Origin of the sequence: Achromobacter sp. NPDC008082 (genome assembly GCF_042957345.1) — a bacterium.
GTDB classification, from domain to species: Bacteria; Pseudomonadota; Gammaproteobacteria; order Burkholderiales; family Burkholderiaceae_B; genus Achromobacter; species Achromobacter kerstersii_A.
Genome location: NZ_JBIBIB010000001.1, coordinates 892,992 through 916,980, shown reverse-complemented (window position 1 = coordinate 916,980; position 23,989 = coordinate 892,992). Strand labels below are relative to the sequence as shown.

21 protein-coding genes and 1 pseudogene are annotated in these 23,989 nt (G+C 64.2%); 15 read left to right on the top strand and 7 right to left on the bottom strand.

Annotated elements, in window-relative coordinates; translation table 11 throughout:
• Positions 1-31 precede the first annotated feature (31 nt).
• From ACFZAI_RS04160 to ACFZAI_RS04140, 5 genes and pseudogenes are all read left to right on the top strand, one after another.
• Complete coding sequence (locus ACFZAI_RS04160) at positions 32-889, top strand: sce7726 family protein (RefSeq protein WP_391565712.1); 858 nt, start codon at positions 32-34, stop codon at positions 887-889.
• Positions 890-952: 63 nt separating this feature from the next.
• Positions 953-1,903, top strand: coding sequence for a sce7725 family protein (locus tag ACFZAI_RS04155; protein WP_346551456.1), 951 nt, complete (start codon positions 953-955; stop codon positions 1,901-1,903).
• A 798-nt stretch (positions 1,904-2,701) separates the two neighbouring features.
• Entirely contained in the window at positions 2,702-2,989 is a 288-nt protein-coding gene (gene groES / locus ACFZAI_RS04150) for a co-chaperone GroES (RefSeq protein ID WP_006221616.1), read from the top strand.
• A gap of 37 nt (positions 2,990-3,026) precedes the next feature.
• Positions 3,027-4,667, top strand: coding sequence for a chaperonin GroEL (gene groL, locus ACFZAI_RS04145; protein WP_006227642.1), 1,641 nt, complete (start codon positions 3,027-3,029; stop codon positions 4,665-4,667).
• A gap of 230 nt (positions 4,668-4,897) precedes the next feature.
• A pseudogene (locus ACFZAI_RS04140) lies at positions 4,898-5,764 on the top strand (YihY/virulence factor BrkB family protein); the annotation flags it as partial.
• A gap of 256 nt (positions 5,765-6,020) precedes the next feature.
• On the opposite strand, the gene ACFZAI_RS04135 reads toward ACFZAI_RS04140, so the two are convergent.
• Positions 6,021-6,497, bottom strand: coding sequence for a MarR family winged helix-turn-helix transcriptional regulator (locus ACFZAI_RS04135; protein ID WP_391565711.1), 477 nt, complete (start codon positions 6,495-6,497; stop codon positions 6,021-6,023).
• Positions 6,498-6,663: 166 nt separating this feature from the next.
• On the opposite strand from ACFZAI_RS04135, the gene ACFZAI_RS04130 reads away from it, so the two are divergent.
• The 10 genes from ACFZAI_RS04130 (at position 6,664) to ACFZAI_RS04085 (ending at position 16,497) form a co-directional block, all read left to right on the top strand.
• On the top strand, positions 6,664-8,121 hold the full coding sequence (locus ACFZAI_RS04130) for a 2-hydroxymuconic semialdehyde dehydrogenase (RefSeq protein ID WP_391565710.1): 1,458 nt from the start codon (positions 6,664-6,666) through the stop codon (positions 8,119-8,121).
• Between the two features lie 24 nt (positions 8,122-8,145).
• The gene (locus ACFZAI_RS04125; protein WP_391565709.1) at positions 8,146-8,583 is read left to right on the top strand and encodes a RidA family protein; all 438 of its coding nucleotides are present in this window, start codon (positions 8,146-8,148) and stop codon (positions 8,581-8,583) included.
• A gap of 101 nt (positions 8,584-8,684) precedes the next feature.
• The gene (locus tag ACFZAI_RS04120; protein ID WP_391565708.1) at positions 8,685-9,641 is read left to right on the top strand and encodes a LysR substrate-binding domain-containing protein; all 957 of its coding nucleotides are present in this window, start codon (positions 8,685-8,687) and stop codon (positions 9,639-9,641) included.
• Between the two features lie 518 nt (positions 9,642-10,159).
• Positions 10,160-10,723 carry a 3-hydroxyanthranilate 3,4-dioxygenase gene (locus ACFZAI_RS04115; RefSeq protein ID WP_391565707.1) on the top strand — a complete coding sequence of 188 codons (564 nt, stop codon included), beginning with the start codon at positions 10,160-10,162 and terminating at the stop codon, positions 10,721-10,723.
• 27 nt (positions 10,724-10,750) lie between these two features.
• Complete coding sequence (locus ACFZAI_RS04110; protein ID WP_391565706.1) at positions 10,751-11,752, top strand: amidohydrolase family protein; 1,002 nt, start codon at positions 10,751-10,753, stop codon at positions 11,750-11,752.
• 106 nt (positions 11,753-11,858) lie between these two features.
• Positions 11,859-13,034 (top strand): ABC transporter substrate-binding protein, encoded by a 1,176-nt coding sequence (locus ACFZAI_RS04105; protein WP_391565705.1) that lies wholly within the window; start codon positions 11,859-11,861, stop codon positions 13,032-13,034.
• A gap of 5 nt (positions 13,035-13,039) precedes the next feature.
• Complete coding sequence (locus ACFZAI_RS04100; RefSeq protein WP_391565704.1) at positions 13,040-13,960, top strand: branched-chain amino acid ABC transporter permease; 921 nt, start codon at positions 13,040-13,042, stop codon at positions 13,958-13,960.
• 10 nt (positions 13,961-13,970) lie between these two features.
• Positions 13,971-14,954 carry a branched-chain amino acid ABC transporter permease gene (locus ACFZAI_RS04095; RefSeq protein WP_391565703.1) on the top strand — a complete coding sequence of 328 codons (984 nt, stop codon included), beginning with the start codon at positions 13,971-13,973 and terminating at the stop codon, positions 14,952-14,954.
• A complete protein-coding gene (locus ACFZAI_RS04090; RefSeq protein ID WP_391565702.1) occupies positions 14,951-15,790 on the top strand; it encodes an ABC transporter ATP-binding protein in 840 nt (279 codons plus the stop codon). The genes ACFZAI_RS04095 and ACFZAI_RS04090 overlap by 4 nt, the downstream gene beginning before the upstream one ends.
• Entirely contained in the window at positions 15,787-16,497 is a 711-nt protein-coding gene (locus tag ACFZAI_RS04085; protein ID WP_391565701.1) for an ABC transporter ATP-binding protein, read from the top strand. Before ACFZAI_RS04090 ends, ACFZAI_RS04085 begins: the two co-directional genes overlap by 4 nt.
• Before the next feature lie 51 nt (positions 16,498-16,548).
• On the opposite strand, the gene ACFZAI_RS04080 is transcribed toward ACFZAI_RS04085, so the two are convergent.
• From ACFZAI_RS04080 to ACFZAI_RS04055, 6 genes are all read right to left on the bottom strand, one after another.
• On the bottom strand, positions 16,549-17,637 hold the full coding sequence (locus tag ACFZAI_RS04080) for an Ldh family oxidoreductase (RefSeq protein ID WP_391565700.1): 1,089 nt from the start codon (positions 17,635-17,637) through the stop codon (positions 16,549-16,551).
• Positions 17,638-17,647: 10 nt separating this feature from the next.
• The gene (locus tag ACFZAI_RS04075) at positions 17,648-19,168 is read right to left on the bottom strand and encodes a mannitol dehydrogenase family protein (RefSeq protein WP_391565699.1); all 1,521 of its coding nucleotides are present in this window, start codon (positions 19,166-19,168) and stop codon (positions 17,648-17,650) included.
• Between the two features lie 139 nt (positions 19,169-19,307).
• Positions 19,308-20,843, bottom strand: coding sequence for a UxaA family hydrolase (locus tag ACFZAI_RS04070; RefSeq protein ID WP_391565698.1), 1,536 nt, complete (start codon positions 20,841-20,843; stop codon positions 19,308-19,310).
• Between the two features lie 50 nt (positions 20,844-20,893).
• Positions 20,894-21,760, bottom strand: a complete 867-nt coding sequence (locus ACFZAI_RS04065; protein ID WP_391565697.1) for a fumarylacetoacetate hydrolase family protein — start codon at positions 21,758-21,760, stop codon at positions 20,894-20,896.
• Positions 21,761-21,791: 31 nt separating this feature from the next.
• Positions 21,792-22,538 (bottom strand): SDR family oxidoreductase, encoded by a 747-nt coding sequence (locus tag ACFZAI_RS04060; RefSeq protein ID WP_391565696.1) that lies wholly within the window; start codon positions 22,536-22,538, stop codon positions 21,792-21,794.
• Positions 22,539-22,551: 13 nt separating this feature from the next.
• Positions 22,552-23,961: a TRAP transporter large permease gene (locus ACFZAI_RS04055; protein ID WP_391565695.1), complete on the bottom strand. Its 1,410-nt coding sequence runs from the start codon at positions 23,959-23,961 to the stop codon at positions 22,552-22,554.
• Positions 23,962-23,989 lie beyond the last annotated feature (28 nt).

Sequence of the window (23,989 nt, the reverse complement as noted above, 5' to 3'; positions counted from 1 at the left end):
CATTGGATCCTGAGCGACACCACCCTTCTCCATGACCGAAACCGAACGCTCCCGCCTAATTGCCCGCATCTTCTCCCGACCTGTGCTTGATGACATCGCACGGCGGGGAACGGCGAAGCACGTCGCGAAGCGACTCGCGGGGCTAGGTGTGCGGACAGCCAAGCACGACGCCTCCGTAGCGGATCTGTTCGATGCATCGCTTGCTGAACTGGGACAGGAATTCCGCTGCGAGTACGTGTACAAGGCGGCCATTGCCAACCGCATTGTCTTCGGCAGGCATAGCCCTCGCACCTCCAGCATGAGCATCGAGCTCGGCGTCGCTGGTTCCATCATCGATGTGGCTGTTTTCAACGGAACTTCGACGGCCTACGAGGTCAAGACCGAATACGACAGCCATCGACGATTGAACACGCAAACACCTGCGTATCTTCGAGCCTTCGATAGCGTCTACGTGGTGACACATCCAGACCTCGCCCGGCGCTACGCATCATTGGTCGACGAACGTGTGGGCATCCTTTGCCTTACCGACAAGGGCAGCCTCCGAGAGGTGCGTAAGTCCGTCCGTGACATTTCTCGCGTTGAAACCGCGGTCGTCTTCCGCATGCTGCGCCGTCAAGAGTACATGGACGCGGTTCACAAACACTTCGGGCCTCAGCCAGCGATGCCCAATGGGCGTCTCCATCAGCACTACGAGCAGCTCTTCTGCCGCCTGACTAGTCCGCAAGCGCACAAGGTACTCGTCTCCACCATGCGTGCGCGCACGACTGACGAAGATTCGGTGGCGTTCGTTTCCTCCCTGCCGCAGAGCCTTCGCGTATTGGCGTACGAGACGCCGCTTTCACGACCTAAGCGACAGCGCCTTTTGGATGCCCTTGCCGAATCCATTTAGTCCCATTACATTTACCTCCTAATTATTAGATTTCGTAACGGATACGAGATTGGGGGAGGTGTCATGTATTTCCCGTTTGTCTATGGGCGTCGTTCCGAATTCCTAGCCTTGCGCGCCATGCTGGACGACCATAGGTCGCTCGAGGCTCTGGTGCCGGTGATAGAGCCGGTCAAGCGCAATAGCTCAGACCTTGCTAGATGCATCAAGGAGTTCGGCAAGGCCGGTCAAACATTGGCAGTCATCCTCAACCCAGACAAGCATGAGTTGAAGCCCAAGGACGAGGCAAAAGCATGGCTTAAAGAGGTCCTGGAGGTCGTTGATGAGCACGATTCCATCTTGCCGACTTTCCGATGCGTCTCGACTACGACGCTCGCCCATGTTTCGTCCTTCCTCAAGCGCTTTGCCGGGCGAAAAGTCGCACTAGCCTACTCAAGCCCGGCCTTGACTGACGCTGAGCTAAAGACGCTTGCCGCCGATGCGAACGTGCGTTTCCACATCGTGTTGAACGAGAAGATGACCGTAGCTCAGCAGACGCTCCTGCCGTCTGCCAGGCGGGTTGACATCCGCGATTATTTCAATAAGTTGGACCGCAACTCCGACTACGACGGCGCTGAACTCTTCACCGACCGGTACAAGACGTTCAAACCCTCGTGGGTGGGGTTCGGCGACTATGCAGCCATTGGCTCGGCATTCACGCCAGGTGGCGGTCAGCCTGCGGCCGTAGCGATTCACGCCATCTACAAGCACAAGTCCAGCGACGTATGGATTGAGCACTTCGTGTCTGACGACACCGACAAGGATGTCGGGAGCACCGAAGACAAGTTCCTCCAGGCCGCCCGCAAGCTCGTGAAGGCTGCGAAGACCCGCCCCAAGGAATTCGGCACAAATTTCGCGCTAGACGGGTACGCCAATCACGTCGCAGCGAGCCATTTCCCCGGACTCGGTACCAACAAGGTTCTGCAGCTAGAACATCACATCTGCCTGATGCTGGACCTACTTGACGGCACTCTCTAAAGTCGGCACGAGCCTTCTGGGACCAGCAGTCCAGACGATATAGCTTGGCCGCTGCAAAGATGTCCCATGTTTGCAACCCTTTCTTGCCGGATGAGGTGTGAGCAGTGTCGCCACTCCCCCCCTCAGTTGGAGAACGTGTTGCACTTGGTTTGCCTAGCCGCGACTGGTTTACCGTGCCGTAGGCGTACAGGCATCGGAACGTGTTCGGCGGCTAGCAACTAACTCAAGCCGGCTCAGATGGCTGTCCCGAACTGTTCCGCAGGCTAGGTCCACTATCGCTGCATTGCAGCCGATCAAACTATCTAGACCAATGGCCGTAATGGGTCGGAAGCGGCCCGTCGTCCAATAGCAGACCAGGTAGAGAGCGACCGTGGTTTGGCAGCAGTATTTGGCGTACACGGCCAAAGCAGGTACTGGCGGGCGTCGTTTGACACGTCGCAGTGCTAGCCGCAGGCAAAGGCACCATACCGCGGAGAACGGCGGATCGCCCTACTGTGGTGACTCAGGAAATCGGACCTTCAGGGGTGAAATCGGGCTGGAGGCCGTGCCAGCGCTTGTATATCGAAAATTATCGATTCCCAAACTGGATGACGTAAATCCCGAGTTAGATGAATTTCGACACGGGGTGCGTCCCCGATACGCCGCTATCGGCCCACCCACCCAAATATGTAACAGCGCAGCCTCCCCCCCTTGAACCCCGGAACATCATCCCTATAATTAGCACTCGACACCGGTGAGTGCTAACAGCCCTCCCGGGGCTAACTGATCATTCACTTTTTAAGCAAACAGGAGTTCCTCATGGCCTTGCGTCCCCTGGGCGATCGCGTGATCGTCAAACGCCTCGAAAACGAGCGCAAGACTGCCTCGGGCATCGTCATCCCCGACAGCGCCGCAGAAAAGCCTGATCAAGGCGAAGTCGTGGCCGTCGGCCCCGGCAAGAAGACCGAAGACGGCAAGATTCTGCCGGTCGACCTGAAGGCTGGCGACAAGGTTCTGTTCGGCAAGTACGCCGGCCAGTCCGTGAAGGTTGATGGCGAAGAACTGCTCGTCATCCGCGAGGACGAAATCCTCGCCGTGGTTCAGTAAACCCCGCCTCAAACGAATTTTCGAAGGAAGCTAAGAAATGGCTGCCAAGCAAGTATTGTTCGGTGACGACGCCCGCGTGCGCATCGTCCGTGGCGTGAATGTTCTCGCCAACGCTGTTAAGACCACCCTGGGCCCCAAGGGTCGCAACGTCGTGCTGGAGCGCTCGTTCGGCGCCCCGACCGTGACCAAGGACGGCGTGTCCGTCGCCAAGGAAATCGAACTGAAGGACAAGTTCGAGAACATCGGCGCACAACTGGTCAAGGACGTTGCTTCCAAGACCTCCGACAACGCCGGTGACGGCACCACGACCGCCACCGTGCTGGCTCAAGCCATCGTCATGGAAGGCCTGAAGTACGTTGCCGCCGGTTTCAACCCGATCGATCTGAAGCGCGGTATCGACAAGGCTGTCGCCGCCGCCGTCGCCGAACTGAAGAAGCAATCCAAGCCGGTCACGACCAGCAAGGAAATCGCTCAAGTCGGCTCGATCTCGGCCAACAGCGATTCCTCCATCGGCCAGATCATCGCTGACGCGATGGACAAGGTTGGCAAGGAAGGCGTCATCACCGTCGAAGACGGCAAGTCGCTGGAAAACGAGCTGGACGTCGTCGAAGGTATGCAATTCGACCGCGGCTACCTGTCGCCCTACTTCATCAACAGCCCGGAAAAGCAAGTTGCCGTGCTGGAAGATCCGTTTGTCCTGATTTTCGACAAGAAGATCAGCAACATCCGTGACCTGCTGCCCGTGCTGGAGCAAGTTGCCAAGTCGAGCCGTCCGCTGCTGATCATCGCAGAAGACGTCGAAGGCGAAGCGCTGGCCACCCTGGTTGTGAACAACATCCGTGGCATCCTGAAGACCACCGCCGTCAAGGCTCCGGGCTTCGGCGACCGCCGCAAGGCCATGCTGGAAGACATCGCCATCCTGACGGGCGGCACCGTGATCTCCGAAGAAACCGGCATGTCGCTGGAAAAGGCCGGCCTGGCTGAACTGGGCCAAGCCAAGCGCATCGAAGTGGGCAAGGAAAACACGACGATCATCGACGGCGCTGGCGACAGCAAGTCGATCGAAGCTCGCGTCAAGCAAGTTCGCATCCAGATCGAAGAAGCCACGTCCGACTACGACCGTGAAAAGCTGCAAGAACGCGTGGCCAAGCTGGCCGGCGGCGTTGCCGTGATTCGCGTTGGCGCTGCCACCGAAGTCGAAATGAAGGAAAAGAAGGCTCGCGTCGAAGACGCCCTGCACGCTACCCGCGCTGCAGTGGAAGAAGGCGTTGTGGCTGGTGGCGGTGTTGCACTGCTGCGCGCCAAGCAAGCCATCGCTGACCTGAAGGGCGACACGCCTGACCAGAACGCCGGTATCAAGCTGATCCTGCGTGCTGTGGAAGAGCCGCTGCGCACCATCGTCACGAACGCCGGCGAAGAAGCCAGCGTCGTGGTCAGCAACGTGCTGAACGGCAAGGGCAACTACGGCTACAACGCTGCAACCGGCGAGTACACCGACCTGGTCGAGCAAGGCGTTCTGGACCCCACCAAGGTGACCCGCACCGCCCTGCAAAACGCTGCCTCCGTCGCCAGCCTGCTGCTGACGGCTGAAGCCGCCGTGGTCGAACTGGCCGAAGACAAGCCCGCTGCCCCGGCCATGCCGGGTGGCATGGGCGGCATGGGCGGCATGGACTTCTAAGTCCCGCTTCCCTTGCAAGGCCTCCCCGGCGCCAAGCCGGGGAATGCAGTATCCCGAAAGACCCCCGGACCTTCGCCCGGGGGTTTTTCTTTTTGTGGCGGCGCGTGTTGATGAGGCTAATCCTTGTTGCTTCAGTGACTTGCGAACACGTTTGCGCACAATCTGGCGGTTTCGCCTGCGCGCATGCGTCCCTACAATGAAGGCTTCCCAGCCCCAAGCCGCCCTGCCTTATGCGACTTCCCCACAGCCTGCGCGCCTTGCGTCCGTCTCAGATCGGCGGACTGTTAATGGATTCCGCCAACCAGTGGTCCAGCCACCGCGCGTCCAGCAAAGGCGCCGCGCTGGCGTTGTATATGGTGTTTTCGCTGGCGCCCATGCTGATCCTGGTGATCGCCGTGGCTGGCGCGTTCTTTGGCGAAGAGGCCGTGCGGTCGGAACTGTTCACGCAATTGCGCGACCTGACAGGCGAACGCGGCGCGGAAGTCATCCAGACGGTGTTGGCCAGCGCGCATGAATCCGGCGGCGGCTGGATTGCGGCGCTGATTTCCATTTTTGTGCTGATCTTCAGCGCCACCACGGCCTTTGCCGAACTCAAGGCCAGCCTGGACGACTTGTGGGATGTGCCCGCCAACCAGAAAGGCGGCATCCAGGGCATGGTGCGCAGCCGCATGCTGTCGTTTGGGCTGGTGCTGGTGCTGGCGCTGTTTTTGCTGGTGTCGCTGACCGTCAACGCCGCGCTTGGCGCGGCCAGCAAATTCTATGGCGACTTGTGGATGGCCTCCACCTTCGCGACGGTGGCGGATTGGCTGTCGACGTTGTTTTCGTTTTCCATTGTGGTCGCGCTCTTTGCCGTGATCTACAAGCTGTTGCCCAGCGCCAGGATCTCTTGGCCCGACGTGATTCCGGGCGCCATCGTGACGGCCGCGCTGTTCCTGGTCGGCAAGTGGGGGATCGGCCTGTACCTGAGCCGGGGTGCCGCCGTGTCGGCCTACGGCGCAGCCGGGTCGCTGATTGCGCTGCTGCTGTGGATCTACTATTCCGCGCAGATCTTTTTCTTTGGCGCGGTGTTTACACGGCAATTCGCGGTGCGGTTTGGCAAGGCGGCCATACCCCCCGCAGCACAGAGCACGATGCCGGCGCCGCCGTCGGCCCCTGCTTCGGCTTCTGCTTCGACTCCTGCTTCGGCCGCTGCGCCGACGCCTACGTCGCAGCCTTCGACGCCGCCTGGTTCGTCGCCTTCAACGCCGCCTGGTTCAGCCCCTTCGTCGTCCCCTTCCTCGTCCCCTTCCGCGTCCCCTTCCTCACCCCCGTCTTCCGCCCCCACAACACGCCCGCCCGGCGCGTAAAGCCGAATCAGGCCGGCTCCTGCGATTCCAGGCCGGCCATCAGCCGCAGACATTTCAAAAACACTGGCCGTAGTTCTTCAGGAATCGGCGCCAGCACCTGCGCCTCGACTTCGGCATCTTGCGGCAGAATGCGCGCCAGCAGCGCCACGCCGGCATCCGTGATTTCCAGCGCATACGCGCGCCCGTCTTCGGCGGATCGTGTGCGGCGCACATAGCCCTTGGCCGTCATGCGCGCCATCATCTCGGCAAACGAATTGCGGTCCAGCGCGATCAACTCGGCGATGCGGTTCTGCGTCGCGCCGGGGTTCTGATACACCGTGATCAGCAGGGCTTTCTGGCGCGGCGTCAGGTCTTCGTCCGGAAACGCCTGCACGAACAACGCTTCGGCGCGAAAGTGCGCGCGGCGCAGCAGGTGCGACGCCACTTGGGTCAGATCGAAAGACTTCAAAGCACGGGGCGAGGCGGGTCGGACAGTAGAGCTCATGGGGCTTCCCAGGGTAAGACGCTTGGCGATTGTAGGCGCTGCCCCGCTCGCAAATGCGCATTGACTTGGGCAGGCGCGCTGCCTATTATCCGAACAATTAGTACGTATACGTATTTATTTATACCTGATTCCCGTCAGACCCGAACACCATTCAAGGGGCCCGATCGTGACGATCCGCCAACTGCGCAATTACATCGACGGCCGCTTTGAAGACGGCGCGTCCACCTTCGACAAACACAGCCCGGTTGACGGGCAACGCATCGCCCAGGTGCACGAAGCCAGCCGCGATCAGGTCAACCGCGCCGTCGCCGCCGCGCACCGTGCGCTGCCGGCCTGGGCGGGCCTGTCCGTGGCGGCGCGCACCGATCACCTGCTGGCGCTGGCCGACGGCATCACGCGCCGCTTCGACGACTTCCTGCAAGCCGAGATCGGCGACACCGGCAAGCCCGTCAGCTGGGCCAACAAGATCGACATTCCGCGCGGCGCCGCCAACTTCCGTGCTTTCGCGGAACTGGCCCGCACGCTGGATATGGAAAGCTATATGACCGACACGCCCGACGGCCGGCAGGCGCTGAACTACGCCTATCGCAAGCCGCTAGGCGTCATCGGCGTGATCTCGCCGTGGAACCTGCCCCTGCTGCTCTTGACGTGGAAAGTCGCGCCCGCGCTGGCGTTTGGCAACACCGTCATCATGAAACCGTCCGAAGTCACGCCCAGCACGGCCACGCTGCTGGCCGAAGTGGCGCACGACACGGGGCTGCCTGCCGGCGTGCTGAACCTGGCGCACGGGTTCGGGCCGGACTCGGCGGGGGAATTCATCACGTCGCACCCGGACATCGACGGCATCACGTTCACCGGCGAATCCGCCACGGGCGCCACCATCATGCGCGCGGTCGCGGCCGGCGTGAAGCCGGTGTCGTTTGAGCTGGGCGGCAAGAACGCCGCGCTGGTCTTCGCCGACGCCGACTTCGACGCGGCGGTGGATGGCGTTACGCGCTCGGTCTTCGCCAACTGCGGGCAAGTCTGCCTGTGCACCGAACGCGTCTACGTTGAACGCCCCATCTACGACCGCTTCGTGGCCACGCTGGCCGCGCGCGCCCGAGACATGCGCATCGGCTGGCCCATGGACCCGGATACGGAAATGGGCCCGCTGGTCTCGCGCGAGCATCGCGAAAAAGTGCTGTCGTACTTCGCACTGGCGCGCGAAGAAGGCGCAACCGTTGTCGCGGGCGGCGGCGTGCCGGTGTTTGGCGACGCGCGCGACGCGGGCGCTTACGTTCAGCCCACCATCTGGACCGGCCTGAACGAAAACGCGCGCTGCATCAAGGAAGAAGTGTTCGGCCCGGTCTGCCACATCGCGCCCTTTGACACCGAAGACGAAGCCATCCGCCTGGCCAACGACACGCGCTACGGCTTGGCCGCCGCCGTCTGGACCCAGAACCTTACGCGCGGACACCGCGTGGCCCAAGCCATGAACGTCGGGCTCGCCTGGGTGAACTGCTGGTTCCTGCGCGACCTGCGCACGCCGTTTGGCGGCAGCGGCCTGTCGGGCATCGGACGCGAAGGCGGCCGCCACTCGCTGCATTTCTACACCGAACCCACCAACGTCTGCATCAAGCTCTGATCCCAACTCGCAAAGGAACGCACGATGAGCCAGCCCAATACCAACACCCGCGCCACCGTCGTCGCCGGCAAAGCCACGCCCCGCGGCAAATATCCGCACATCAAACGCGCCGGTGATTTTCTGTTCGTCTCCGGCACCAGCTCACGCCTGCCCGACAACCGCATCGCAGGCGCTGAAGTTGACGCCATGGGCACCACCACGCTCGACATCCGCGTGCAAACCCGCGCCGTCATCGAGAACATCCAGGACATCCTCGCCACCGCCGGCGCCACGCTGGCCGACGTTGTCGAGATCAGTACTTTCCTGGTCAACATGAACGACTTCGGTGGATACAATCACGTCTACGGCGAGTTCTTCGACGCCGATGGCCCGGCGCGCACTACCGTCGCGGTGCATCAGTTGCCGCACCCGCAATTGCTGATTGAGATCAAGGCGGTCGCCTACAAACCGCTGGCGCGTTAGCCACAAGTCGACGCGGCGCATGCATGATGGGCGACGGCATTTCGTGTTCACACCAAGCACAGGACGATGGCTCGCGGCGCGCCGCCCGGGCGACCGCAGGCATGTCGAACTTTCGCATCACGCCCAACGCGCTCAGCCACAAGCTGAAACTGCATCAGTTGCAGATCTTCGAACGCGTGCTGGCGCGCCGCTCGTTATCGCGCGCGGCCAGTGAACTGCATCTGACCCAACCCACTGTCACCAAAGCCATCCACGACCTGGAAGCGTTCTTTGGGTCAACGCTCTTCGAACGATCGAACCGCGGCGTCACGCCCACCGAACTCGCGCTGGTGCTGGGCCGCCGCGTACACGCCATGCTGGCCGAAGTGCGCTACATGGCCGATGACATCGACGCCGTCCTGGGCGGCGCCAGCGGCCACGTCGTCGTCGGCACGCTGATCGCCGCGTCCGCCAAACTGCTGCCCGAAGCCATCGCCCGCCTGATGACCGACCACCCCGGCATTCAAGTCACGGTCCGCGAAGGCCCCTCGGCCCAGCTCCTGCCCGCACTCGCCACCGGCGACGTCGACATCGTCGTCGGCCGCCTGCCCGGCGCCGACATGGCATCCATCTCCGGCGTCGCCGTCGACCACCACAAGCTCTACCGCGAATCGCTATGCCTGGTCGTCGGCGCCCAGCACCCCTTGGCCACCGCGCCAGACATCTCACTGGCCGACCTGATCGACCACATCTGGATCTTGCCCGCCCCCACCTCCCCGCTACGCGCCTCGGTGGAACGCACCTTCTTCGACGCCGGCCTGCGCCTGCCCACCCGCCACGTCGAGTCGCTATCCCTGCTGACCAACATCGGCATCCTGATGCACAGCAACGCGCTGGCATTGATTCCGTATGACGCTGCGGCGCAGTTTCTGTCGATGGGACTATTAGCCCGCCTGCCCACCGAGGTCTTCGGAGATTTCGGCGACGTCGGCTATTCCATCCGGGCCGACAGACCCATGACCCCAGCGTGCCAGCGGTTGGTGGAATATCTAAAAACCATCGCAGCGCAGCGCGAGTAGCGCACCCCCTCCCGACGCAAGACACCGCCGACGCCCCACAAGGCCGCCCGCGCGGCCGGCCTGGGGCAAGCCCCGCAAGATCTTCCCCCCCCCCAACGGCGGCCAGAACCCTAAGCACACAACTCTGCCCCGCGATCGTGAAATTGCCGCTAGCGGAGCACTGTGCTTTGGGGGCCTGGGGTGCGCGGGGAGTCGATGCGCCCGAGGGAATCTGAAGGCAGCGGCCGCAGGCCGCAACGAAGATGACGACGGGGCCGTCCGGAGCGAAGGCTCCGGACCGCAATCGTTGACCCGCGCACCCCAGGCCCCCAAAGCACAGTGCGCCTAAAGAACCCGAATCCAGCCCACACCACACACCGCGCCCCAAGACCCCAAACACAAAGCCCTAAAAAAGAAACCAACACAAAACCAAAGGAAAACCCGCAATAGAAAACCAGAATACCCACCCCGACAATTTCTATTACCCCCAACGCGCCCCGCCGCCTAGACTCCCTCCTATCCCCCACCCGGAGACAGAAATGCCCGCCTACGGCCCGCCATTGAATTTCCAGCGCTGGATTCAAGACCACGCGCATCTCCTGAAACCCCCGGTTGGCAATCAGCAGATCTGGCAAGACGCCGACTTCATCGTCACCGTTGTGGGCGGCCCGAACCATCGAACCGACTATCACGACGACCCGCTGGAAGAATTCTTCTACCAGGTCAAAGGCAACGCCTGGCTCTCGCTCTGGGTCGACGGCAAACCCGAACGTGTCGACCTCAAAGAAGGCGACATCTTCCTCTTGCCGCCACACGTCCGCCATTCCCCGCAACGCCCAGAAGCCGACAGCGCCTGTCTCGTCATCGAACGTCAGCGCCCCTTGGGAATGCTGGACGGCTTCGAATGGTATTGCCCGCATTGCGGCCACCTCGTGCATCGCGTCGAAGTGCAGCTAAAGAGCATCGTCACCGACCTGCCGCCCTTGTTCCAGGCCTTCTACGCCAGCACCGAGCAACGCACCTGCCCCGGCTGCGGTGAAGTCCACCCCGGCAAAGGCCACGCACCGCAGCCCGAACCCACCCAGAACACCACACCCGCCTAGCGCCCTCCACCCAGCGAAGCCGTTCCCATGATTCAGAAAATCGACATGCATGCCCACTTCTTTCCGCCCATCACGCGGCAGGAAGCGGCGGCGCTTGATCCGGTCAACGCGCCCTGGCTGCGCCCCGACGGCGGCGGCGCCACCGGCCAGATCATGGCGGGCGACCGGCCGTTCCGCCCCGTTGACGCCACCTTGTGGGACCCGGCGCTGCGCATCGAACAGATGGACCGCCACGGCGTAGACATACAGATCTTGTGCGCCACGCCCATCATGTTCGGCTACACCTACCCCGCACAGGCAGCAGCCGATTGGGCGGCGCGCATGAATGACCTGGCGCTGGAACACTGCGCGCATGCGCCGACGCGCTTGAAAGCACTGGCGCAAGTGCCGCTGCAAGACCTGGACCTGGCCTGCAAGGAAGCCACGCGTGCCCGCGCCGCGGGGCACCTGGGCGTGCAGATCGGCAACCACGTCGGCCCGCGCGATCTCGACGACGACACGCTCGTGCAGTTTCTGATCCACTGCGCCCACGACAATATCCCCGTGCTCGTCCATCCGTGGGACATGATGACCGACGGCCGCATGAAGAAATGGATGCTGCCGTGGCTTGTCGCCATGCCCGCCGAAACGCAGCTGGGCATTCTGTCGTTGATTCTGTCGGGCGCGTTTGAACGCATTCCCCGCAGCCTGAAGCTGTGCTTCGCGCATGGCGGCGGCAGCTTCGCGTTCCTGCTGGGCCGCGTCGACAACGCGTGGCGGCATCGTGACATCGTCCGCGAAGACTGCCCGCAACTTCCCTCGTCCTACACCGACCGCTTCTACACCGACAGCGCCGTCTTTGACCCGCATGCGCTGCGCCTGTTGATCGACGTCATGGGCGAAGACCGCGTGCTGCTGGGTTCCGACTACCCCTACCCGCTGGGCGAGCAGGAAGTCGGCCGCCTGGTCACGCATGCCGAGCTGATGCCGGGCGTGCAGCAGAAGATTCTATTTCGCAACACGATGACGTTCTTCGGCTTGAACGCCTGACGCCTGACGCCTCACGCTCAGCTCAACGCAACGTAACCCGCCACAACGCAACCCGACGCAGCACCACACCACGACCGTGACACACGGCAACTCAAGGGAAACCATCATGACTCGCACCTCCATGCTGACCGCCGCCGCGGTTGTGGGCTTGACGCTATCGGCCACGGCCCTGGCCGATGTGAAGATCGGCCTGTTGACGACCTTGACCGGCCCCGGCTCCGTGCTCGGCCAAGACCAGCTGGACGGCTTCATGCTGGCCGTGGACCAAGGCGGCGGCAAGCTGGGCGGCGTGCCCGTGCAGATCATCAAGGAAGACGACCAGTTCAAACCCGAAGTGGGCGTGCAGGCCGCGCGCAAACTGGTGCAAAGCGACAAGGTGCCGATCATCACCGGCGTGGTGTATTCCAACGTCATGCTTGCCGTGGTGCGCCCGGTCACCAGCGCCGGCGTGTTCCTGGTGGGTTCAAACGCTGGTCCCACCAATCTGGCCGGCAAAGACTGTTCGCCGTACTTCTTCTCAACGTCGTGGAACAACACGCAGCGCCACGAAGGCAGCGGCGAAATGGCCAACCAGATGGGCTTCAAGAAAGTCTATCTGCTGGCGCCCAACTACCAGGCCGGCAAAGACGCCATGGCCGGCTTCAAGCGCTTCTACAAAGGCGACATCGCCAACGAAGTGTTCACGCAGGTCAACCAGCCCGACTACTCGGTGGAACTGGCCGCGCTGGCCGACGCCAAGCCCGACGCCGCCTACGTGTTCTTTCCCGGCGGCATGGGCGTGAACTTCATCAAGCAGTATCGGCAGGCGGGGCTCTTTGGCAAGATTCCGCTGCTGTCGGTGGACACCATCGACGGCGCCACGCTGCCCGCGCTGCAAAAGGATGCGCTGGGCGCCGTCACCAACGTGCCCTACTCGCCTGATCTGGACAACGCCGCCAACAAGGCGTTTGCCGCGGCGTTCCGCCAGAAGTATGGCCGCGAGCCGTCCAGCTACGCCGCGCAATCGTTCGATGCCGCGCAGCTGATCGGCTCGGCGCTGAAGAAAACCGGCGGCAAGACCGACGACAAAGACGCCTTGCGCAAAGCCATGGAAGCCGCAGACTTCTCCTCGGTGCGCGGCGAATTCCGCTATCAGCCCAATCACTTCCCCGTGGCCGGCTTCTTCCGCGCCGACGTCGAAGCGGGCGCGGATGGCAAGGTGGCGTTCGTGAACAAAGGCCCGATCTTTTCCGACCTGGCCAAAGTCTCGGACCAGTACGCCGCCCAGTGCGTCATGAAGTAATTGCCATGTCGACGACGCTGCTGCTGGTGCAGGCTTTGAACGGCCTGCAACTTGGCATTCTGCTTTTTCTGCTGGCCGCCGGCCTGACGCTGGTGTTCGGCATCATGAACTTCATCAACCTGGCGCACGGTTCGCTCTACATGATGGGCGCGTTCATCGCGGCCACCGTGTTCCGTCACACCGGCTCGTTCCTGCTGGCCGCCGCCGCCGTCATCGCGGGCATGGCGGCGCTGGGGCTGCTGCTGGACCGCATCGCGCTGGCGCGCCTGTATCCGCGCGACCACCTGGACCAGGTGCTGGCCACCTTCGGCTTCATCCTGTTCTTCAACGAACTCACGCGCATCATCTGGGGGCCGGCGCCCATCAGCATGGGCTTGCCGTCGTGGTTGTCGGGCACCATCGACATTCTGGGCGTGACGTATCCGCTATACCGCTTCCTGATCATCGTGGTGGGCTTGCTGGTGGCGGCCGGCTGCTATGTGCTGATTCACCGCACGCGGCTGGGCATGCTGATACGCGCGGGCTCCACCGACCGCATGATGGTGGGCGCGCTGGGCGTGAACATCGCGCGGCTGAACACCTTGCTGTTCGTGCTGGGCGCGGTGCTGGCGGGCTTGGCCGGGCTGATGGCCGGGCCGATCCTGTCGGCGCAAACGGGCATGGGCGAACCTATTCTGATCCTGACCTTGGTGGTGATCGTCATCGGCGGTATCGGCTCGGTGCGCGGCGCGTTTCTGGCCGCGCTGATGGTGGGGCTGATCGACACGCTGGGCCGCGCATTGCTGCCGACCTTGCTGCGCGCCGCGTTGCCGCCCGCCGCCGCCAACGCGGCAGGCCCGGCCATTGCGTCGATGCTGATCTACGTCGTGATGGCGCTGGTGCTGGCCATGCGGCCGCAAGGCCTGTTTCCCGTCAAGCACGGATAAGGAGAACACCATGCTTTCGTTCTCTGCGCGCACCCTCGTCGCCACCGCCCTGCTGCTATTGCTGGCGCTGGTGCCTGCCTACGCGCAATGGCAGGGCGAACCCTTTCTGCTGGCGCTCTTTGGCCGCGTGCTGGTCTACGGCGTGGCGGCGCTGGCGTTGAATCTGCTGCTGGGCTTTGGCGGCATGGTCAGCTTTGGCCACGCGTTGTACCTGGGGCTGGGCGCGTATTCCGTCGGCGTGATGTCGCACTACGGCATTGAAAGCGGCTGGCTGCATCTGGCGGGCGCGCTCGGCGCGTGCGCCGTCGTTGGGCTGGTCAGCGGCTACGTGGTGATGCGCACGTCCGGCATCGCCTTCATCATGATCACGCTGGCGTTTGCGCAGATGTTTTATTTTCTGGCGACGGGGCTGGATGGCTTTGGCGGCGACGACGGCATGTCGCTGTTCGCTGGCAGCGACTTCGGCCTCTTCCGGCTGGATACGCCGCTGGCGCTGTACTACGCGGCGTTTGGCGTGATGCTGGCCGTGCTGTGGCTGATGCATCGCCTGATCCATGCGCCATTCGGCATGGTGCTGCGCGGTTGCCAGGCCAACGAACGGCGCATGCGCGCGCTGGGCTTTCCCACCTTGCGCTACCGGCTGGCCGCCTATGTGATATCAGCCATGATCTGCGGCGTGGCCGGTGTATTGCTGGCGAACCTGACCATGTACGTGTCGCCTTCCTATCTGGCCTGGACGACTTCCGGCGAGCTGATCGTGATGGTGGTGCTGGGCGGCATCGGCACGCTGTTCGGGCCGGTCGTCGGCGCGCTGACGTTCCTGCTGCTGGAAGAAGGCTTGAAGCTCTTGACGGGCCATTGGATGCTGATCATGGGCCTGCTGATCGTGGGCGTGGTGCTGGTGTCGCGCCGCGGTGTGTACGGAAACTTGCGCGACACGCCGTGGCGCAAGCGCACCGCGCCCCTGCGCACGCCGTCAGGGGAAACGCAATGACCGCCGCGCTGCAAGTCGACAATCTGGTCAAGCGCTATGGCGGCCTGACCGTTACCGACAACCTATCGTTGGATGTGCGCCCGGGCGAACTGCATGCGGTGATCGGGCCAAACGGCGCGGGCAAGACCACGCTGATCGGCCAGCTCAGCGGTGAATTGCGGCCCGATGGCGGACGCGTGCTGCTCGACGGCCGCGACATCACGCGCATGCCGGTGGAAAAGCGCGTACGCCATGGGCTGGCGCGTTCTTACCAGATCACGTCCGTCTTCAAACCCTTCACCGCACTGGAAAACGTGGTGATGGCGGTGCAGGCGCGGCGCGGCCACAGCTTTCGGTTCTGGACGCCCGTGCTGTCCACCGCGGCGCTGACCGAACCCGCCCACGATGCGCTGACGCTTGCCGGCTTGTCGGCCCGCGCCCACACCCCGGCGGGCGAGCTGGCACATGGTGAGTTGCGGCAGCTGGAGCTAGCGATGGTGCTGGCCTGCCAACCGTCGCTGCTGTTGCTGGACGAACCGATGGCGGGCATGAGCCAGCACGAATCCGAAGCCATGACGCGCCTGCTGCTGCAACTGCGCGGGCACTACACGATTCTGCTGGTGGAACACGATATGCAAGCCGTCTTCGCGCTCTCTGATCGCATCACCGTGCTGGTTTACGGCAGCGCGCTGGCCTGCGGCACGGCGGACGAGATACGCAACCATGCACAGGTGCGCGAGTGCTATCTGGGCAGTGAACGCGGAAGTGAGCGCGGCAGCGGACGCGGAAGGGAGCGCAGCAGCGGGCGCGGCAGTGAACGCGGCAGCGCCCCACGCAAGCAGGAGGCCGCCGCATGAGCGCGCTGCTATCGCTACGCGGCGTGACCGCACACTATGGCGCCAGCCAGGCGCTGTTCGGCATCGACCTGGATATCGGCCCCGGCGAGTTCGTCACCCTGCTGGGCCGCAACGGCATGGGCAAGTCCACCACCGTGAAAACGGTGATGGGGCTGACCCGCGCCACCCAAGGCAGCATCACGTTCGACGGGCGCGACATCAGCCGGCTGCCCGCCTATAAGGTTGCGCAATGCGGCATCGGCCTGGTACCTGAAGGCCGCCATATTTTTCCCAACTTGTCGGTGCGCGAAAACCTGGTCGCCACCGCCCACAACCGCCAGGGCGCGGCCCAACCGTGGACGCTGGAACGCGTTTACGCGTTGTTCCCGCGCTTGTCGGAACGCGCGCGCCACCTGGGCAGCCATCTGTCGGGCGGCGAACAGCAGATGCTGGCCATCGGGCGGGCGCTATTGACGAACCCGCGTCTGCTGATTCTGGACGAAGCCACCGAAGGCCTGGCGCCTGTCGTGCGCGAAGAAATCTGGAACGCGCTGGACACCTTGAAGCAGACGGGGCTGGCGGTGCTGTGCATCGACAAGAACCTGGAACCGCTGCTGGCCACGGCCGACCATCACGCCATCGTGGAAAAGGGCCGCGTGGCATGGACCGGATCGTCGCAGGCGTTTTTGGATGACGAGCCCCGGCTGCTGCAATACCTGGGCGTCTGACGCGATGTTGCACCGAGGCATTGGGCCGGCGTTCCCGCCGACGTTCTTGTCTTAGGGCGCAGGCCGCTGCGGCACCGGCCCCCGCGGCACCAGTCGCCGCGCCGGCAACGCCACTCCCAGCCGCTGGCTCCACGCCTGCATCTCATCCCACAACGCAGGCGGCACGGGGATGCCGTCGCGTTGGCGTTCACGCTGCGCGGCGGCTTCCGGGTCGCCCGGCAGGCGTGGCGTGCCCGGTGCTTGCGACAACTCCATCGCCATCGCCGCGACCACACCCGCCAACGCCGCGCCGCCGGCAAAGCGCGCCGGGTCGATCACGATGAAGAACGCGCCGAGTTCGCGCGGCCGGTTCAGCTCGGCGTACATCGGCGAAATATGTGGGCCGAACGGATTGCCGTTCAGCGGCCCACACAGCAGTTCGATCATCATCGCCAGCCCGTAGCCCTTGTAGCCGTATTCCTCGCCGCCCAACGGCCGCAACGCACGGACCTGTTCCGCGTCGGTGCAATCACCGCCCTGCGCGTCCAGCGCCACGCCCGGCGGCAAGGCCACGCCGTCGCGCCGCGCGTTCATGACGCGGTTCCACGGAATGGCGGTGGTGGCCATGTCCAGGCACAGCGGCTCGGCGCCCGCGCGCGGGAACGCCAGCGAAATGGGGTTGGTGCCGAAGAACGCCTGATGGCCGCCGAAAGGCGCGGCGATTGAATCTGAATGCGTGAAGGCGATGCCGATCAAGCCCTGGCGCGCCGCCGCGCGGCTGTACAGGCCAACAGCGCCGCAGTGCGAAGAATCGCTGACGCCGACGGCCGCGATGCCCGCCTCGCGCGCAAGTTCGATGGCAAGCGCATTGGCGCGGTGCGCCACCACAATGCCCTGCCCCTTGCCGCCGTGCAGTTGCGCGGTGCCGGGGCCTGTGCGCTCAATACGCATGTCGGGCCGCGCCAGGATGGAGCCGTGCGCGACGCGGTTCAGGTAATGCGGCAGCCGGGCGATGCCATGGGAATCAATGCCCCACAGGCTGGTCTGCGCCAAGCTGGCCGTCAAGCAGCGCGCATCATCATCGGTAAAGCCCTGCACGCGCAGGCAATCGTTGCCCCAGCGTTCCCACTCAACGGCGTCCACTCGGCTTTCCGCATGCATGCAGCGCTCCTTAGGTTGCGGCCTCCACGGCGTGCATCACGCCATGCTCGCGCAGGGTTTCCAGATGGGTCGCCAGCGCTTCGACGAATTCGGGCGACTTGCCCAACTCTCCGAACACCGGTTTGAAGCTCGCCAGCACCATCGCCCGGCGGTGTGCGGCCGCCGACGGCGCCGATGCCCGCGCCGCCACCTCGGCGCGCGATACCAGCTTGGCCAGACGCGCCGCCAGCGGGTCCTGAATGACATAGCGCCCGCCCTGCTCATCGACCCCGCGCAGGTAATGCAGCCACGCCGCCACCGCAAGCGTCAGGCGCTGGATGTCGTCGCCCGTGCGCAGCCGGTCGCGGATCGTGTCCAGCAGCCGTTGCGGCAATTTTTGCGAACCGTCCATGGCGACCTGCGGCGTCGGATGCCGCAGCGCCGCGTTGGCGATGCGCGCCAGAAAGCGGCGGCGATATTCCTCCAGCCCGCTGTCCGGAATGCCCTTCAACGTGGGCGCAATTTCCAGCCGCATCATCGCGTCGACAAAGCCGCGCAGCTCAGGGGTCTGGACCGATTCGCTGATCGTCTTGTGCCCCAGCAGCGCGCCCAGATAGGCAAAGGTGGAGTGCGGGCCGTTCACCATCCGCAGCTTCAAGCGCTCGTAGGGCGCGGCGTTGCGCACGAAGGTCGCGCCGCCTTGCGTTTCCCAGGCGGGCCGGCCAGCGGCGAACTTGTCTTCGATTACCCAGTTCAGATAGGGCTCGCCCACCACCGGCCACGCGTCTTCCACGCCCAGACGCCCGGTGATGCGCTGGCGGTCTTCGTCATCGGTGCCCGGCACGATGCGGTCGACCATGGAATTCGGAAACGTGCAGTGCGTGTCGATCCACGCCGTCAGCGCCACATCCACGCGCAGCGCAAAGGCCAGCACCAGGCTGCGCAGCATGTCGCCGTTGGCACGCAGGTTGTCGCACGACATCAAGGTGACGGGCGGCAAGCCGCGCTCGCGGCGCAGTGCCAGGCCGTACACCAGGATGCCGATCGTGCTGCGCGGGCGATGCGGGTTTTCCAGGTCGTGAAGAATGTCGGGGTCGTCCCAGCGCAGGTAGCCGGTGGCGGGTTCGTGGCTGTAGCCCTTCTCCGTCACAGTCAGGCTCACGATGCGGGTTTGCGGATACGCGATGCGCTCTAACACCGCGTTGGGGTCTTCTTCGGCCACCATTACGCGCAGCACCGAACCCACCACACGCAGCTGTTCGCGCGTGCTGCCGTCGGGGCCGCCGTCGCGCAGCGCCAGCGTGTACAGGCCGTCTTGCGGCGTCAACGCGTCACGCGTGGCGGCGCTGCGCAGCGACACGCCCAGAATGCCCCAGCTCAAATCACCACTGGCCTGCATCGCCAGATCCGTCAACACCGCCTGGTGCGCGCGGTGAAAGGCGCCCAGCCCCAGATGCACGATGCCGGGCGTCAAGCGGCTGCGATCATATAGGGGTTTTTCCACGTCTGCGGGCAGGCGCGGCAACGACTCCGTATTCAAACGTTCAAGCATGGTTGACCAATGGCGTAAGGCGCCATGCACCTGTCGGATGACCGGCCAGTCGGCGCGCGGATGAGGATATCCGTAGACGCCGTTTTCTTCGACACCGCGACAGTGACCAAATGCAACGGCGACGCCCATGATGCCGCCGCTACATCACCGCGCCCAACGCCCATGGCACGAATTCGTTCTGCCCATAGCCGTGTTCTTCGCTGCGCGTGCGATGCCCGGAAGCGGTTTTCAGCATCAGCTGGAAGATCCGTTCGCCCATCTGCGCCACGCTTTGCGCGCCGTCGACCACCTCGCCGCAATTGATGTCGATGTCGTCCGACTGGCGCTGCCACAGCGCCGTATTGGTCGACAGCTTCAACGACGGCGCGGGCGCGCAGCCGTAGGCCGAGCCGCGTCCGGTGGTAAAGCAGATCAGGTTGGCGCCGCCCGCGACCTGGCCCGTGGCGGACACGGGGTCGTAGCCCGGCGTGTCCATGAATACCAGCCCGCGCGTGCGCACAGGTTCGGCGTACTCGAACACGTCGGTCAGGTTCGTGGTGCCGCTTTTGGCGATGGCGCCCAGCGACTTTTCCAGAATGGTCGTCAGCCCGCCCGCCTTGTTGCCGGCCGACGGGTTGTTGTCCATCTCGGCATCGTTGCGGGCGCAGTAGTCTTCCCACCAGCGCACGCGCGCCAGCAGCTTGTCGGCAATGGCCGGCGTTTCGGCGCGGCGCGTCAGCAAGTGTTCGCCGCCATAGATCTCGGGCGTTTCGGACAAGATCGCGGTGCCGCCGTGGCGCACCAGCAAGTCCACCGCCGCGCCCAACGCCGGGTTGGCGCTGATGCCCGAATAGCCGTCAGACCCGCCGCATTGCAGGCCAACGGTCAGGTGGCTGGCGGGCACCGGCTGGCGGCGCACCTGGTTCGCCTGTTCCAGCATCTGCTCCACCAGTTCAATGCCGCGCGCCACCGTCTTGCGCGTGCCGCCCGTGTCCTGAATGTTGAAGGTGTGCAGCAAACCGCTTTCGCGCAAGCCCTCTTGTTCCATCAGGCCGCCGATCTGATTCGTTTCGCAGCCCAGCCCCACCACCATCAGCCCGCCAAAATTGGCGTGCCGCGCGTAGCCGCCCAAGGTCCGGCGCAACACGCGCAGCGGTTCGCCTTCGCTGCCGGTGGCGCAGCCCGCGCCGTGCGTCAGCGCCACCACGCCGTCCACGTTCGGACAGGACGCCAGCGCTTCAGGGTGGATGTCGCGGCGGAAGTGGTCGGCGATGGCGCGCGCAACCGTGGCCGAACAATTCACGCTTGTCAGGATGCCGATGTAGTTGCGCGTGGCGACACGGCCATCGGCGCGCACGATGCCGTCGAAGGTGGCGGGTTGCGCCACGTAGTCGGTGGGATGCGCGCCCTGCCCCACCGCGTAATCCCGTTCAAACGCCGAGAACTCCAGGTTCTGCGTATGCACATGCTGGCCCGGCGCGATGTCTTGCCGCGCCACGCCAATGATCTGGTTGTAGCGGCGCACCGGCTGGCCCGCCGCGATGGCGCGCACGGCCACCTTGTGGCCGGGCGGCACCAGCCCTTGCACCGTCACCCCTTCGCCTTCCAGCCGCGTGCCGCTGACGAGCTGCCGCCGCGCGATCACGACGTTGTCCGCCGGGTGGATGCGTATCACTGCCATGTCTGCGTGGGACATGAGATCTCCGGAAAGTTAAGGGGTGCGTTGCGCGGTGGGATCAGTGTGGGCTACCCATCGATCAGCGCCGGGTCCCAGGCGTGCACGCGCTGGCGTTGTTCGCCCAAGCCGGCGATGCCCAGCTTCATTTCGTCGCCCGCCTTCAGGTACACGGGCGCAGGCTTTTGGCCCATGCCCACGCCGGGCGGCGTGCCGGTTGAAATCAAGTCCCCCGGATATAGCGTCATGAAGCGGCTGACGTAGGCCACCAGTTGCGCCACGCCGAACACCATCGTGCGCGTGCTGCCGTTCTGAAAGCGCTTGCCGTTCACTTCCAGCCACATCTCCAGGTCTTGCGGGTTGGGGATTTCGTCCGCCGTGGCCAGCCACGGGCCGATGGGGCCGAAGGTATCGCAGCCCTTGCCCTTGTCCCACGTGCCGCCGCGTTCAATCTGATATTCCCGTTCCGACACGTCGTTCACGATGCAGTAGCCCGCTACGTGCTTCATCGCGTCGGCCTCGCTGACGTAGCGCGCGCGTTCGCCGATGACCACGCCCAGCTCCACTTCCCAATCCGTCTTGACGGAATCCTGCGGCAGCACGACCGGGTCGTTCGGACCCACCACCGCAGACGTCGGCTTCATGAAGATGACGGGTTCCGCCGGCACGGCCAGGCCCGATTCCGCGGCATGATCGGCGTAGTTCAGGCCAATGCAGATGAACTTGCCCATGCCGCGCCACGGCGGCGCGACGCGGCCGGGGTGGGCCACCAGCGGCAGCGATGCCGGGTCCAACGCGCGCAGCTCGGCAAGACGCGCGCCGGCCAGCGTGTCGGCGGTGATGTCGGGCAGTACGCCAGACAGGTCGCGCACATTGCCTTGCTTGTCGATCAGGCCGGGCTTCTCGGCGCCCTTGGCGCCATAACGCATCAATTTCATATCGGTTCCTTGTTGCGAAAAATGGGTGCGGTCAGTTGGACCAGCCGCCGTCGATCACCTGCGTGGTGCCGGTGGTGAAGGCGGATTCGTCACTGGCAAGATACACCGCCAGCGCGGCAATTTCTTCCGTGCGGCCGATGCGGCCCATCGGTTGGCGCGCGGTGAACGCGGCTTCGACGGCGGCGATGGACTGGCCGCTGGCCTGCGCCTGCGCGTCGATGCGTTGCCGCAATGATGGGGATTCGACCGTGCCGGGGCAGATGGCGTTGCACCGGATGCCCTGGGCGACGAAGTCCGCGGCCACGGCCTTGGTCAAGCCGATGACGGCGGCCTTGGTGGCGCCATATGCGCAGCGGTTCGGCGCGCCTTTGATGCTGCCCGCCACCGACGCCATGTTCACAATCGAGCCGCCGCCGCGCGCCAGCATGCCGGGCAGGCAGGCGCGCATCAGCCGGTACATGGACCGCACGTTCAAGTTGAACGAAAAATCCCACGCGTCTTCATCGCAATCCAGGATGGTGCCGGCATGCACGAAGCCCGCGCCGTTGAACAGCACGTTGACCGGCCCCGCGCCCTCCACCAACGCTTGAATGGCGCGGCCGTCGGTCACATCCACCACTTGGGTGCGGCAGCCCGACAACGTGCGTAACGCGTCGGCATTGATGTCTACGGCCAGCACATCCGCGCCTTCGCGCGCAAACGCTTCCGCGACCGCGCGGCCGATGCCTTGGCCGGCGGCGGTGACGATGGCGGTCTTGCCTTGCAGTCTTTGCGACATGAGTGCGCGCTCCTTATTTGCCGGCCATGCCCATGGCGGTGGGCAGCCACAGCGTGATCTGCGGGATGTAGGTAATGGCGATCAGCGCCACGAACAGCGGCACCAGCCACGGCAGAATGGCCATCGTGGTGCGTTCAACCGATAGCCGCGCCACCCGCGCCAGCACGAACAACACCATGCCCATTGGGGGATGCAGCAGGCCGATCATCAGGTTCAAGGTCATGATCAAGCCAAAGTGGATCGGGTCGATACCCAGCTTCAACACGATGGGCAGCAAGATCGGCACCAGAATAGTGATGGCCGCGATGGTGTCGATGAAGCAGCCAACGATCAGGATCAGCACGTTGGCCATCAGCAGAAACACCCACTTGTTCTGCGTCACGCTCAGGATGGCGTCGGTGAGCGTTTGCGCGGCCTGCGTGGTGGTCAGCAGCCACGCGAAGACAGAGGCCGCCGTCACGATGAACAGCACGGACGCGGTCGTCTCGATGGTGTCGAAAGTGGCTTTGGCCAAGGTCTTGAACGTCATCGAGCGATAGCGCACCAGGCCCAGAAACAGCGCCCAGATCACCGCGGCCACGGCCGCTTCGGTGGGCGTGAACCAGCCCAGCGTCATGCCGCCAATCAAGATCACCGGGGCCATCAACGCCATCACCGCCGAAAAGTTGAAGCGCCAATCCAGCGCCAGCAGCGCCACGAATGAAATGCCGGTAGCCACATTGGGCGACACGCCGGCCAGCGTCATCAGCCAGATCGACAAAGGGAACGACAGCACGATCAGCACTTCCAGGCCCGCGCCGCCCAGCCGCTTCCAGTTGAACGCGACGTCGCCGCCCCAGTTGTTGCGGCGGGCGTAATAGGCCACGGTCAGCATCATCAAGATCGTGAGCACCGCGCCGGGCAACAAGCCCGCCAGGAACAGCGAGCCAATCGACACGTTGGCCATCATGCCGTAGATGACGAAGGGCAAGGACGGCGGAATAATGGGGCCCAGCGTGGCCGAGGCCGCCGTCACGCCGACGGCGAATTCCGTTTCGTAGCCATGATCTTTCATGGCTTTGATTTCGATGGTGCCCAGCCCCGCGGCGTCGGCAATCGCCGTGCCGGACATGCCGGCAAACACCACCGAGCCGATGATGTTCACCTGCCCCAGCCCGCCGCGCATCCAGCCTACCAACGCCACCGCGAAGTTATAGATGCGGCCGGTGATGCCGGCGATGTTCATCAGGTTGCCGGCCAGAATGAAGAACGGCACGGCCAGCAAGGGAAACGATTCGACGCCCGCAATCATGCGCTGCGCGACCACCACATCCGGCACGCTGCCCGATATCAATACGAACAACAGCGATGCGCCCGCCATGGACACCGCCACCGGCAGGCCCAGAATCATCAACAGCAAAAAGGTTCCAATCAGTGTGCCCATGAGTCGCTCCTGGAATGGCACTGCGGAT